Consider the following 12171-nt stretch of genomic DNA (forward strand, 5'->3'; position numbering starts at 1 on the left):
GTCATCACGCGCTTGCGCACGGCCTGCTCGATGCCTACCAGGATCGGGCGCAGGCTGAACTTGTGCCAGCCGTCCACGATCTGCTCGATGCCGGTGCCCCATGCGGTGACGTTGGAGTGGTACACCAGTACCGGGGGCACATCCAGCCACCGGCAAAACTGCTCAACACCGAACTGGCGTGTCTCCAGAAGCTGCTGATCCTCAGGACTAAGGCCCAGCTGCTGATACTTCATGTTCGCTTCAAGTACCGCCAGCCGAGAGGTGCTGCCCGTGGCCAGCTCGCCATAATTGGCGCGCAGGGATTCGCGCTGGCCAGGCTTCAAGGTGGCATCGATCATCAGCACGCCGGTGGGTTTGCCGCCGTTGCCGAACACCTTGGACGCCGACTGTTGGGCCTTTGCCTGCTCGTCGGTCGTTCCGCGCATGAACTCCAGCTTCGCCAGACCTACCGTGCCATTGCCGAGGTTTTTCAGGTGCAGCACGTTCTCGTCGGAGAGAAACGCTATGTCCCCGTTGATGTAGTACCGGTAGACCATGCTGCCGTCGTCCAGCACCATGGGGATCACCTGGTCGGCGGGCATAGGCCAGAGTGCAACAGCCTCCCCATCTGGCGCACGCTCCACGCGGGCATAGGCATTGCCCCGCAGGTCGTAGTTCATCATCATCGCGCGCCAGAACTCGAAGGGCGTCATGCGCGAATTGGGGCTGTCGTGCAGCAGCGTGTAGAGCCGCGATGTGCGCGCCAGCACCTTCTGGCCGTTGCGCTGCTCGTAGACAAAAAACGGGAGGCTGGCAACCGTGGTCGCCCGGCGGTCGATGGCAGCCCAGACGGTGTCCATCTGCAGCGCGCCCTCGGCGCCGATGTTCCGCAGGCCGTCATTGAGCGCCGTAGTCGGTGCGGCGTACTGGTCGCCCTTGCTTTCGCCAAGGGCCCCGCCCCAGCCGAACCAGCGCCCGACAGTGTGAAGGAGTGTGGCCATTAGGCAATCAATGGGTTTGCGAGGATGTCGTCCAGGTTGAGGCCGACGCCTTCAGGGTTGAGGGATAGCAGGGTGATGGCGTTGTATGTGGCCATCAGAGGGTCAATCTTTCCGGTGCCCGAAGCCTGCTTTGTCACGATCACTGCGTTCTTGCTGGCCTCCACGCGGGCGTTACCCACGCACCAGGCCATCAGGGGCTGAGCCCCATGCACCAGCACACCCTCGGCGAGCTTTCGCTCCCCGGTCTTGATGGCGCTGTGCAGCTTGTAGCCTTGGGGGACGCCCACGATCTTTTCGCGCGGGACCTCTTCCTTTGCAAGGGCATCGAGCACACCGCCCAGGCCCAGCGGGTCACAGCCCACCTGGTCCAGCAGGCCAGAGTCTTCGCACCGCTTCACCAGCTTCGCGAGCTGCGCCGTGTCCTCGCCCACGTTCTTCACCAGCACCAGGTGCCCCTGCTTGGAGAAGTCCAGCAGGCGGGGGGCGATCTCCTTGCGACGTTCCAACACCGAGGGGTGCGCCCATGCCCGGGTCCACAGCAGCCAGCGCTGCACCGTCGCCCAATGCGCAGGCACAAGCTCATTCGTCTCTGGGTCCGTGTACTCCAGCACGAACACCTCTTCTTGCTCACGCCTGCGGCCCAGCACGGCCAAGCCCAGCAGATCGTCCAGGCCGCCGCCGTCGATACCGACATCGATCACCTCGCACTCGTCGAGCAGGTTCTGCAGGGTCAGGCCAGGGCGTGTGCCTTGTGTCTCCCAGAAGTCCGCCCCCGCCCAACGGTCGTTGTGCAGGTTCATGCCGATCTCGACGTTCAGATGCTTCGCGAGAAATTCCTTGAACTGCTGCTCGCCCAGCGCCTGCGCCTGGCTGTGCAGCTGGTTGATCCGCTCAATATCGACCGACGTGCCCCAGTTCGGGTTGGTCACATAGGCGTTGTTCAGGTCCCGGTGGGCCTTGGCCGCCAGCATCGCCTGCGGGAACTCGTAGATCAGCGGGAGGAACTTGCGGTCTTCGATCTCGCCGTCCCGAATCTTGCGGGCGTAGTCCAGCTTGTCCTTGAACACGCCGGCCGGGGGCTGTTCGCTCTGCGTCGTGGCGTAGATCACGAACCCCTCGGGGCGCGACGCCAAGCCGCCCGTAGCCTCCAGCAGCATATTCGAGGCCTTGGCCTTTTTGCCGAACTCGTGGAGCTCATCCACGAAAACGAAGCTGGCCTTCTTGCCCGACACCGTATCGCTGTCGGCAGCCACCACCTTCAGCGTGGCGTTGTTCTCGCGGTGCGTGATCAGCCGCTGATACTCCTGCACCTTCAGCAGGGCCTGCAACTCCTCGTCCGCGTTGATCATGTCGCGGATCGGCTTGAAACTGTTCTCGGCGATCTCCTTGGTCGGGCTGAGGATCAGCAGCTCGGCCGATGGGCGCCAGTTCAGGATCAGCGCGGTCAGCATCACGCCTGCCGCAATGCTCGACTTGCCGTTCTTCTTGCTGACCATGAGGAAGAACTCATTGATCAGCTGCCGCCCTGTCTCCGGGTGCCGCGCGCCGAAGATCGCCCGGACCCAATGCTCAAGCCAGGGCAGGCAGATCTCGCCCATGGTCGGCTGGCCGTCAACGTCCACCATCACGAGGTGGCTGAAAACATCCCAAGCCTCGTCGGCCATGTCAGGGAACAAGGGCGCAAAGGGGATCAGCGGCTCGCGCTCAACGATGCGGCGCTCCCAGTCCTTGCAGGCCGTGCTCCATTCCATGTTTAGACCCTCTTACCTCCCGCTGCCGCGAGCTGCGGCCCTGGTGGACCCTTGCGTGTTGCGAACCGGCCAGACCCGGCGGCCCTGGCTTTCTCTTCGGCCTCGGCCTTCTTGGTGCTCTCCCCCTTCTTGGGGTGGCAGTACGGGGCGGCCAGGGAGGCGGCTTGCATGCGTCGGCCCTTGTCCTCGCCCTCGTCTCGCATGACCTTCAACAGGAACTCCAGCGGAGTCAACTTGCTCAGGTCTTCCGGCGGATCGGGCTCCTTCGGCGGCTCCTTGCCGAACGGCCAGTTCTCGGGCGCCGCGTCCGTCTTGAATCCGGCGGCATCCACCACCGGTTTTGCCGCTGGTGCGTCCTGCGGCTTGGCTTTGGGCTTGCGCCCTGCACCAGGTCGTGAACCACCTCGGGGCATTTTTGATTCCTTTGATTCTTTGATTTCCCGGTCCCAGGGAATCAAACAAGGGGTTTTTGGCGCGCGTGGGAAACGGCGAGGTTTCCTGGCTTCTCGGCCTCCGGACTTTTCACCCGCCCCACCCCCTTGCTCTTTTCCCTGCCTCGCGTGCCGTTTTCTTCGTATGGCATCCCTCTGGCCCCTTGCACAGGGTCTGCAGGTTGGAAAGCGCTGTCGGGTGGCCTCCCTGCTCCAGCGGCTTGATGTGATCCACCTCGTTGTCGGCCGATACGCGTCCGCAGCCTTGGCAGGTGTATGCGTCCCGGACCAACACCTGGTTGCGGATGCGGGCCCAGGCACTTCCTCTCACGCGCTCCGACGCTCCGGCCTTCGTGTTCAGGGTGCGGACGGGAGCAGCATTCAATGGAGCGAGTCGGGGCTTGATCGTCTTAAGGCGTGGCAGAGTCTTCATGCTCGAAACCGCTGATCCGCCCGTTTCCCCGACCAGCTATGCCATATGCAGCTATCGCCAATGACAAGCTTCACGCGCATGCCGAGCCAGTTGATAGCCCAACCCCATCGGCACGCCACCTGCTTGTCAAAGCTCGGCAGCCAAGTGAACTGTCGGTATGGCCCCTTGAAGAAGGGTCCAGCGGTGAAGTAGGACTTCTCAGAAATGCGAAACCGGAATCGGGCCATTGTCAGACTCCACCCCGGGCAACGCCAAAGCAGTCTCCACTCCCTGGACGCACTCGGTGGGCGCCAAGATCACGCTGCAGGGTCGCGAGAAGGCGGCCCACCTCCTCGCTACTCAATTCCTCTGCGATGCGCTCAATGGTGCGGTCCAGCAGTTTGTGCTTCGTGCGCTGGATAGCGCGCTTTCGGATGGTGCGGGTGGATGCCATGGTCAGGCCCAAGTCTTCACGCACCAGCCCATGAGCAAGAACACGCCGGCGACAAACGGCGGCGCAGAGAACGCCTTGCACATGGCAAGGCCAAAGGTGTCATTCGTCTTCTCGCCGAGCCGCATAGGCAGGAACATCCGCGCCATCAACATCAGCCCGTAAGCCTGCCAGACGGTCAGCACCGGCAGGCCGAACAATGGCACGACGAACCACCCCCATAAGACAGATAGCGCAAGCCCAAGCCAGAAGCCACCCCAGATGATCGCCACGGCAACAGAGGTAAGTACGCCAACTGTCGCCATGGTGCGCTGCGTCAATCCAGAATCGCTTGCCTTGCCACCTTGCCAGGATGTTCCCGACTTTCCGCCCCATGCATTGGTGCCGCCTGCTTCTTGGTTCGTGGTCATAAGGATCCTTGAGGTCGAAGAGATTGCCGCCATCGGACTACAGAGCTTGGTCTGGCCCTGCTGGCTGCTGCCTGCGCTTCCCAGCACCGAGCTTCCGGAAGGATTCCCCCCACCACTTGCCCCTGGTGGGCCAGCGCTGGTTGCTGGGCGTCGGGGTGTTTGCTATCTGCGCGATCTGCGGCGGCGCATCAGGCCCCAGGGAATACGTCTGCGATCATCACGCGCCGCTGGCCTCACATCCGCTGTCGTCCTGCCGATTGGCAGCCAGCGGTCGTCCAGCCACACGCTGAGCTCCACGCCCCTTGGGAGCATCACGCCCCGTGCGTTGGCTGGCTTGGTGTCGAAAGTGCTCATGTCGAAGGCTCTGAAGCTGGCTCATTGGCTCCGCGCTGGGATTCGAACCCAGGTAGGAGCGTGTATCGGCTGCGCGCGCCACACGTCCCTGTTGCTTGCAGCAGGCTTCCGGCCTGCCTTGGCGCATCACCTTTAGGCCACTCGGGCACGCGGCGGAACTTTTTTGCAGGGTCCGTGTTCAGTAGGCGCGGACGGATTCCCGTCCACCGGTTTTCCGGCTCTCAACCCATGACTACAAAGGAAGCACTCCGATGCGCGCTTTCGCATTCGCCGCCGTTCCCCTTGCCGCCATGTTGATTGGCTGCCAAACCAACGTCGTCCCGACATCGGAGACGAATGCGCAGGCTCCAGCTGAAATGCCTGTTTTGAGCGTGCCGACCGGGCCCACACCTGAGTTCGGCCCACCTACACGCCAGGCGTCGAATCGATAGCTCAAACGAAAAACCCGCAGGACGAACCTTGCGGGTTTTATCTGGACACACCTCCGGCTGCCGTTGGGCAACCGAGGCGCACGACTCAGTGTCGCGGGATATGGCGCGATTATGCACTACCGTGTCAAGCCGCGCAAGTAGACACTCCAGAACCGACGCAAGCCTTCAATGCGAGACAGCTCCCAGGTGCCTGAGCTGATCTTCAATTCGCGGCGCACCGCGTGATGTGGTCTGCGCTGGGGGATGTAGTAGGCCTGCAGCACACGGCGGTACTGCATCGGCACTTTCACCAGCGCGTGTTGGACATTCAAGGCGGACCAATCGGCCATGAAGGGCTGCATCGGTTCGTCTTCCTGGCCACGCATTGGCGGTGGCACATACTGGCCCTCTGCGCTGGCACAGCGGCGCTTTTGGTAGCGGTCCTGCGCCCAGCGGCCATATCGCGTGAGCAAGGCGTCCGCATCCCGTAACTCTTGCGGCAGCGTGCTGCGCCGCTCTGGCTTGGCGTGGTATGCGGGCGTGTGGCTCCGCTCCTCAATGAAACCCTCAAGGGTGTCGCAAATGGTCATGTGGCTCCTCGTTGTGATCCTTCAATCGCCTTCATCCCGTTCATCTGGTCGGCCAGCTGTTGCGGCAGATCCGCGAGCACCCCTTCCGACTCCCGCGCGTACCGCTTCGCCGCCCACCACGCATAGGCCTTGTCCACCTTGGCCAACATCACGCAGTGCGCGAGCATCACGCGCTTGTGTTCCTCAAAATCCACACTGCCCTCTCTCTGCACATCAACCCCCTGTCCCCGTATCTCGGCAAGGCTGAAGACCCGGTGGACTGCGCATACCACCCCTACCCAGGGGAACCCGGGAGGCGTGGCCTGCGCTTTCGGCAGTGGCAGTGAGCCCAGCGTTTCAGCGCCCCGTGGTGGCCGATGCGCCCCAGCGGGTAACCCAGACTTACAGCCCCTGCATCGGGACCCTGCGCACGCTCTAGGTAGTCCACCCACGTTTCGGCTTTGCACAATCCGGGTAGCCGCTTTCTTGGCCCATGCCCCCGCGTATCGAGCCGCTGGCATGGGTTGCTGCAGGTAAGGCGCTACATTCCCGACTCCCGGCGCACTTGCATCAGCAGACCGCATACGGCCAGTAGGCCGGCGCGCTTGTGCATGTCGTTTGCGTCCTCGCCCATCACCGGACTCATGCAGTACGGAAGACCCATTTCCTTGGCGGCCCTCTCCCCTGCACCACTCTTGTCGTGGTCGGCGAACGTGTAGCGGCGGCCCTTGGTCTGCTGGGCGACATAGACCATGTTGGAATCGCTGAAGCACACCAGAACGGCGGCGTTAAGGCGCATCTGCTTCACTGCGGCCTCGATGGATAGCCCCGTGGCGAAGCCCTCGCAATAGATCGTCTCGGTCGCCCTGGGGGGGCCCAGACGCAGCACGGCGCCACGCGCCTGCATGCCGTAGGTCATCTTCTTGACCCACCGCATACGGCCGGGCTCGTCCTCGGTATCGGTCCACCGGATCAACTGGGCCCCGCGCACGGCGTTGGTTTGCCAGTCGCGCATCGGGACCACCAGATCGCCGTCAGGCGTGCAAAGGCCCTGCGAGTTCGGCAGACCCTTGTAGAAGAGGTAGTTATGAGGGCCGGGCGTCGTGGTACGCAAAAGCTCCTGCGCCTTGATCGCGGCCCGCTGATAGCCCTGTTGCTGCGCTTGGCGCTGGGCGTCGCGCTTGGCCTTCCATTGGCGCTTTTCTTCCTCGGTCCAAGGCTTGGCCTCTGGATCGTTGAACCACTGTGTGCGTGCCTCGCCATCCCAGGCAAAGACCCAGCCTCGCTGACCATCCCAGAAGTACGCGCCGTTGCGGCTGCGCGGGTGCTCGGTCGTAGGGCACCGCACCACCTTGTCGCGCGGCATGAGCTTGACCGGGTCGATCTCTACCCCATGGGCGCGAGCGAAGTCGATGAATGTCGTCATGCGGCTTGCCTCGCCTTCGCACGCCGGATGTTCTCGGACGTGATGCGGCTCTTTACTGCCCCCGTGATGTCCACCACGGGCGCTTTGTGGAAGCTGTACTCGAAGGGCGGCCAGTCGCCCGTCCACTCCTTGAATTTCAGCTTCACGAAGCCTTCCTTCTTGGCGATCTTGGCGTTGCCGTTGGCGTAAGCGCAGAGCTGATGAAACAGGTGGCGCTTGTCGTCGGCCAGTTTCTTGTTGCCGATCACTACCTCCTGCATTTCACCCGCCTCGTGCGTGATCTCGCTTGCGGCCACGATCTCGAAGCCGCAGGACATGCAGCGCTTGCGAAACGGCTTGTGTCCACAGGAGGGGCATCCCTTGCGCTCACTCTCGTCCTTCTCGTCCTTGCGCACCGTGCGGTCCAGGGCTTCGCCATCGTCCAAGCAATCCAGGCCGTGGTAATAGATGCGTTCGAAGTCTTCGGCGAAGCGGATGATGTTGCCGCTGTGATCCAGCAGAATGCAGTCCGTCTTTCCAGTCGCCCGGCTCGAACGCAGCCCACGGCCCCACATTTGGATCGCAGTGGATAGGCTCTTGCGCAGAGGACGGCAGTCCACCACACAGCCAACGTCCTGCACATCGAATCCCTTGGCCAAGGCCTCCACGCTGATCAGCACTCGGATGCATGAATCTGGCTTCTCGAACTCGGCCACGAGCTGCTCGCGCTCTCGCTTCTCCGTGTCCTTGGTGAAGGTCGCGGCGAAGATTCCCGCCTCATTGAACTGGCGGCAGAGTTCCTCGCAGTGCGCAATGGTGGCGCCGAAGACGATGGTCTTGCGACTCTCGCCGTGTCGCATCCACTCGGCCACCACGTCGCCGATGATCTCCATGCCGCGCGCCTCGGCTTCGCTGGACTGCCACTCGCCAAACTCGTTGACTTTGGCGCCCTCCATGTTGGGGCGCTTGCACGACAGAACACGCATGGGCACCAGATCGCCCGCCTGCGTGAGTTCGTGCATGGTGGTAGGGCTGATCAGGTTGGTGAAGATCTTGCCCAGGCCGCGCGAGAACGGCGTAGCAGACAGGCCGATCACGCGCGCCGCGCTCTCCTGCGCAAACTTCACCCAGGCGTCGCGCATGGTGTGCGCCTCGTCCACGATCAGTACGTCCGTTTGCGGCCAACCTCGGCTTTCAATGGTCTGTACGCTGGCGATCTGCAACGGTCGGCTCCAGTCCTGGCGGTAGTGGTCGCCCTGGATAACGCCGTGGTCGCGCAGGCCGTACTCGTCGGCCCGGCGGCTGGTCTGGTCGATGAGGGTGATGCGGTCGCACAGGAACGTGGCGCGCTTGCCCTGCTTGATGGCCTTGTGCGCCACGCGCAGCCCCAGGTATGTCTTGCCCGCTCCCGTGGGCGCCATGAGCATCTGGTTCTTGTGCCCAGCAAGCAGGCCCTCGGCAATGCCGTGCATAGCGGCGGCCTGAAACTGGCGAGGCGGCGGGAAGGCTCCGGTATCGAGGTCATCAAACAGTGCGCTCATGGATCAGCCTCCCGCCTTCTTCTTCCAGTGCGCAACCTGCCGCTTCAGGTCCGCTACCTGCGTCATGAGGGAATTGATGCGGGATTGCAGCCCCCGGGCCAGGTCGCGCTCGCGCTTGGCCTCCACCATCGCTGCCGCGAGCTGGTCGCTGGCGTCCAAGATCTGGGCGATGGATGCGTTGTCGGCCTGCGCCTCCTGCAATTGCTCGCGCAGCGCAGAAACCTCTTCCTGCAGTGCCAAGACCTGGGCGGACTGGGCTTGCCCAACGTCATCGGACACGGCGGGAGCGGGATTCGGTGCGGCGCGCTTCGGCCGCTGAGCGGGCGCTGGGTCGATGCCCCTGCTGTCCGGCATGTCCAGGGCTGTGCCTGAGACCTCCGATTCCGGCCGCGCGGCGGGGGTGTCGCCGGAATCGGCCGGCGCGGGGGCTGGCGTGCGGCCGATCTTGGCCGTGTTCTGCTGGTAGGTCTTGCCGTTGCGCTCCACAGTCCGCGTAGCAGGTGTATCTGTGTGATTCACACAGATAGCACGGCGCACCTCGCCAACCAGCTGATTACCAACACCACAAACCTCGGCGATCTTTCGGTCGCTCCACGCCGACCACTCGGCATCCTTCAGCAGCGTTTCGACCGCCTTGCGTTTGTCGGCATGGGTGCGTTTCAAGCCATGCGTCGCATTAGCCTTGAGGCTGTAGAGCACCGCGTCTCGCCGAGTTCCTGGCGAAATTTCTTCGTATATCTTGCTCAGACCCGCCAGGCGGGCGCCGTGATAGCGGTGAAAGCCATCGGCCAGCCAGCGGTCTACCCCATCGAAAAACACGATCACAGGCGGGAACTGCACACCAGCCTTCATGGCTTCGGCGTATTCGGCCACCACAGCCTCATCAATCTTCTCGCGCGACTGGGTGTCGCCGTCAATACGGATCAGGTCCAGATCAAGCATGCGATGGCTCCATGCTGGTCCACGCAAACTGCTGCGGATCTATCCCTTCGTGCTCCAATATGCTCGGTAAGGCATGTCCAGCGACAGGGCGGCGCGTCTCTTCGATTTCTCCCGTCACGATGTCCGCAATGGAATAGTGGAAGAAGCCCGCATGCTCAGCAGACGGAAGGATGCGAACAGTTTTCAGCGGGGCGCTACTGGCCCCCTGCCAGAGCTTTCCATTGGTAACTTCGGGCCAGGCGTGGCGAACGGGAAACCAATTGCTCATGCTGGTGCCCCATCAAACTCGCGCACCCATTGCTGCGTAGATTGCGTCTGCACAGCGCCCGGCTTACCAGCTGCATTCACGGCCCTCGCCGCTTGACGCAGCTTGCGCAGTGCTTCTTCGGCCTGGGCAATTTCAAGCTCGATGTCGGCCAGCTCGTTGTCGCTGATCTTCCCGTCCTGCAGGGCGTCGAGGAAGACAGCCGTCACATCGCCCGCCTCGCGCGCCAGCACGGAAACACGACGCATCGGGCTCTGCTCGGGCTCTGGCGACTGTGCATCCAGCACGAACTTGCCGCCGCACTCCTCGGCCACGTAGGCGGGGTAATCGAAGCAGTGCTCGGTGCCAGCCTCAATGCACAGGCGCGCGATGGCCAGGGCGTCCATGGCGCCCAGCTTGTGCGACGCAGATCCGGAAAGCTGTTTGCGCGTGTACTCGTCGTTCCAGCCGTTGCGATGCGAAATCGTGGAACGCCCGCCGGGGAAGTGATCCGCCGCACGGCGGAGGGTGTCAAAAAGGCTCATGTCCGGATCTCCGAAATTTGGACGTGGACGGGAGAAAGGGGTGGCACGAAGATTCGGACCATGACTTCACACACCACACCCACCACCGCACTGGCCACCGGCCAGGTCATCCACAGCTCGCAGCGCTCAGCGCTCAGCGAAAACGTGCTTCCCAATGGCGAGCGCGTGCGAACGATCGAATCAAGTCGGCTTGTGCTGGCATGGGTCGCAGGGGATCTGAAGGTCTCCTGCGACGTGTCGCGGGTGAACTTGCCAGGAGCTGGGCGGTTGCAGCGGCCCATGCGGCGCGCGAGGGGGCTCTGATAGGCCATGGTCAGGCCTCGGCCGTCACGAGTTCAGGCCAGATGTCCTTCCAATCGGCAGGGCGCAAGTCTTGGCGCTGCACCGCTCGCTGCGATTCCCGCTCAATGACAACGCAAAGAGTCGGGCTTGGAACACGTCCATCCTGCTCAGCCGCAAGCTGCGACAGGTACACGGGCGACACACAAATTCGTGCTGCAAATTCGGATACGCCGCCGTGCGGCAAGGTGTCGAGATAGGTTCTGAGTTTCATGGCCCGGTATGCATAGTGCGCAACTTATTTCGAAGCATAACGCATACCTTCAAGTTATGCAAATCGCGTACGCTTATTGGATGGAAGACATGGAATCACCCAGAAAGAGAAGACGGCGCCTCCGTCTCGAGTTGCTGCTTCGGGAATCCGGCGGCGCTGCTCAGGTCGCGCGTGAGACAGGTACGCCAAAGTCTCATTTCAGCGCCTTGACGAGCGGCAGTCGGGGACTCGGGGATGTGCTCGCGGCCAAGCTCGAAGCCGTCTACGCAAAGCCTCGGGGCTGGTTCGACCTTCCGTTGACTGAAGCGCCAGGAGATGACCTGCCGCCAGTCGCGCCATCTCCTCACGAAGCTCCAGCGGTAGGTGGAGAGCAGCCGGATTTGGTGATAACGCAGTACGCTGCAGGCGGCTCCATGGGGAACGGCTTCGAGCTGGAAGACACCCCGCCAGGATTTATTCGAAGCTGGCGCGTTTCCCCAGATTGGCTCCGCCTGAACGTGCCGGTCTACAGCAGCTTGGCCAACCTATGTATCGTGACCGGCTTTGGGCCATCGATGAAGCCCCGCTACAACCCTGGCGACCCCCTACTTTGTGACAGGGGATTCACCACAGTTGATACAGACGGCGTTTACTTCTTCCGAGTTGACGGCCACGGCTTCATCAAGCAGCTGCAGCGCATCCCAACGAAGGACGGACTGGTGCTGCGCGCAAAGTCATTCAATCCTGACTACGACCCGTTTGACATCGACAAGTCGATGGATTTCCAGGTGTTCGGGAAAATTCTGACTGCCTGGCGAAGCGAGCAGTTTTAGCGGCGATAGGTCGTGGTGAAGCCCGCAAAGAAGCAAATCAGCAGCCAAAGCCAATGCTCTTGAACGAACTGCAGGAGTGGATAACTGGCCCCGGCATTGCACTGGGCTTGCTGACTTTTTTGGGTGGCTTGGTAATAGGCAACCGACTCAATCTGGGGCGCGAGCGGCGCACCGAGTGGAACACGGTGGTTGACCGGGTACGCGCCGCATTGATCAAGGCCGAAGGCTACGGCTGGGGATTCCCAGACCTGGACGCCGCCGACCTCGACATGCTCCGCCATCAAGGAAGCCGCCGGTTTGGCAGGCGTTTCGACGTTGCGGTCGAACGCATGAACACACTGCGATCCCAGTACCACCGCGA

16 protein-coding genes are annotated in these 12171 nt (G+C 62.6%); 2 read left to right on the plus strand and 14 right to left on the minus strand.

Annotated features, from left to right (window positions below; translation table 11 throughout):
* From N4G42_RS24790 to N4G42_RS24855, 14 genes are all read right to left on the minus strand, one after another.
* The coding region (locus N4G42_RS24790; protein WP_260669071.1) for a phage portal protein at window positions 1-980 on the minus strand (980 nt) is incomplete at its 3' end.
* Window positions 980-2731 (minus strand): terminase large subunit, encoded by a 1752-nt coding sequence (locus N4G42_RS24795; RefSeq protein WP_260669072.1) that lies wholly within the window; start codon window positions 2729-2731, stop codon window positions 980-982. The genes N4G42_RS24790 and N4G42_RS24795, both read right to left, overlap by 1 nt.
* A gap of 2 nt (window positions 2732-2733) precedes the next feature.
* Entirely contained in the window at window positions 2734-3189 is a 456-nt protein-coding gene (locus tag N4G42_RS24800; RefSeq protein ID WP_260669073.1) for a hypothetical protein, read from the minus strand.
* A gap of 64 nt (window positions 3190-3253) precedes the next feature.
* Window positions 3254-3595 carry an HNH endonuclease gene (locus N4G42_RS24805; protein ID WP_260669074.1) on the minus strand — a complete coding sequence of 114 codons (342 nt, stop codon included), beginning with the start codon at window positions 3593-3595 and terminating at the stop codon, window positions 3254-3256.
* 435 nt (window positions 3596-4030) lie between these two features.
* Window positions 4031-4435 carry a hypothetical protein gene (locus N4G42_RS24810; protein ID WP_260669075.1) on the minus strand — a complete coding sequence of 135 codons (405 nt, stop codon included), beginning with the start codon at window positions 4433-4435 and terminating at the stop codon, window positions 4031-4033.
* A gap of 901 nt (window positions 4436-5336) precedes the next feature.
* Window positions 5337-5789, minus strand: a complete 453-nt coding sequence (locus N4G42_RS24815; RefSeq protein WP_260669076.1) for a hypothetical protein — start codon at window positions 5787-5789, stop codon at window positions 5337-5339.
* A complete protein-coding gene (locus tag N4G42_RS24820) occupies window positions 5786-5983 on the minus strand; it encodes a hypothetical protein (protein WP_260669077.1) in 198 nt (65 codons plus the stop codon). Before N4G42_RS24820 ends, N4G42_RS24815 begins: the two co-directional genes overlap by 4 nt.
* Before the next feature lie 326 nt (window positions 5984-6309).
* Complete coding sequence (locus N4G42_RS24825) at window positions 6310-7194, minus strand: toprim domain-containing protein (protein WP_260669078.1); 885 nt, start codon at window positions 7192-7194, stop codon at window positions 6310-6312.
* Window positions 7191-8714, minus strand: a complete 1524-nt coding sequence (locus N4G42_RS24830; protein WP_260669079.1) for a DEAD/DEAH box helicase — start codon at window positions 8712-8714, stop codon at window positions 7191-7193. The genes N4G42_RS24825 and N4G42_RS24830 overlap by 4 nt, the downstream gene beginning before the upstream one ends.
* A gap of 3 nt (window positions 8715-8717) precedes the next feature.
* Entirely contained in the window at window positions 8718-9656 is a 939-nt protein-coding gene (locus tag N4G42_RS24835; RefSeq protein ID WP_260669080.1) for a hypothetical protein, read from the minus strand.
* A complete protein-coding gene (locus N4G42_RS24840) occupies window positions 9649-9924 on the minus strand; it encodes a hypothetical protein (protein ID WP_260669081.1) in 276 nt (91 codons plus the stop codon). The genes N4G42_RS24835 and N4G42_RS24840 overlap by 8 nt, the downstream gene beginning before the upstream one ends.
* Window positions 9921-10445 (minus strand): phage regulatory CII family protein, encoded by a 525-nt coding sequence (locus tag N4G42_RS24845; protein ID WP_260669082.1) that lies wholly within the window; start codon window positions 10443-10445, stop codon window positions 9921-9923. Before N4G42_RS24845 ends, N4G42_RS24840 begins: the two co-directional genes overlap by 4 nt.
* Window positions 10442-10756, minus strand: a complete 315-nt coding sequence (locus N4G42_RS24850; RefSeq protein WP_260669083.1) for a hypothetical protein — start codon at window positions 10754-10756, stop codon at window positions 10442-10444. Before N4G42_RS24850 ends, N4G42_RS24845 begins: the two co-directional genes overlap by 4 nt.
* Window positions 10757-10758: 2 nt before the next feature.
* The gene (locus N4G42_RS24855; RefSeq protein WP_260669084.1) at window positions 10759-10998 is read right to left on the minus strand and encodes a transcriptional regulator; all 240 of its coding nucleotides are present in this window, start codon (window positions 10996-10998) and stop codon (window positions 10759-10761) included.
* A 56-nt stretch (window positions 10999-11054) separates the two neighbouring features.
* Between N4G42_RS24855 and N4G42_RS24860 the strand changes: the two genes are divergently transcribed.
* Together N4G42_RS24860 and N4G42_RS24865 are read left to right on the plus strand one after the other, a co-directional pair.
* Window positions 11055-11810, plus strand: a complete 756-nt coding sequence (locus N4G42_RS24860; protein WP_260669085.1) for a helix-turn-helix transcriptional regulator — start codon at window positions 11055-11057, stop codon at window positions 11808-11810.
* 59 nt (window positions 11811-11869) lie between these two features.
* On the plus strand, window positions 11870-12171 hold a 302-nt coding region (locus N4G42_RS24865; RefSeq protein ID WP_260669086.1), incomplete at its 3' end, for a hypothetical protein.

The sequence above is a fragment of the Acidovorax sp. K2F genome, from assembly GCF_025246485.1.
In the GTDB taxonomy this organism is placed as follows: domain Bacteria; phylum Pseudomonadota; class Gammaproteobacteria; order Burkholderiales; family Burkholderiaceae_C; genus Acidovorax; species Acidovorax delafieldii.

Excerpts from the sequence above, each read along its gene's own strand:
- N4G42_RS24795 (WP_260669072.1), bottom strand. The coding sequence starts at position 2,731 with ATGGAATGGAGCACGGCCTGCAAGGACTGGGAGCGCCGCATCGTTGAG.
- N4G42_RS24805 (WP_260669074.1), bottom strand. The coding sequence starts at position 3,595 with ATGAAGACTCTGCCACGCCTTAAGACGATCAAGCCCCGACTCGCTCCA.
- N4G42_RS24810 (WP_260669075.1), bottom strand. The coding sequence starts at position 4,435 with ATGACCACGAACCAAGAAGCAGGCGGCACCAATGCATGGGGCGGAAAG.
- N4G42_RS24815 (WP_260669076.1), bottom strand. The coding sequence starts at position 5,789 with ATGACCATTTGCGACACCCTTGAGGGTTTCATTGAGGAGCGGAGCCAC.
- N4G42_RS24825 (WP_260669078.1), bottom strand. The coding sequence starts at position 7,194 with ATGACGACATTCATCGACTTCGCTCGCGCCCATGGGGTAGAGATCGAC.
- N4G42_RS24830 (WP_260669079.1), bottom strand. The coding sequence starts at position 8,714 with ATGAGCGCACTGTTTGATGACCTCGATACCGGAGCCTTCCCGCCGCCT.
- N4G42_RS24835 (WP_260669080.1), bottom strand. The coding sequence starts at position 9,656 with ATGCTTGATCTGGACCTGATCCGTATTGACGGCGACACCCAGTCGCGC.
- N4G42_RS24840 (WP_260669081.1), bottom strand. The coding sequence starts at position 9,924 with ATGAGCAATTGGTTTCCCGTTCGCCACGCCTGGCCCGAAGTTACCAAT.
- N4G42_RS24845 (WP_260669082.1), bottom strand. The coding sequence starts at position 10,445 with ATGAGCCTTTTTGACACCCTCCGCCGTGCGGCGGATCACTTCCCCGGC.
- N4G42_RS24850 (WP_260669083.1), bottom strand. The coding sequence starts at position 10,756 with ATGGCCTATCAGAGCCCCCTCGCGCGCCGCATGGGCCGCTGCAACCGC.
- N4G42_RS24855 (WP_260669084.1), bottom strand. The coding sequence starts at position 10,998 with ATGAAACTCAGAACCTATCTCGACACCTTGCCGCACGGCGGCGTATCC.
- N4G42_RS24860 (WP_260669085.1), top strand. The coding sequence starts at position 11,055 with ATGCAAATCGCGTACGCTTATTGGATGGAAGACATGGAATCACCCAGA.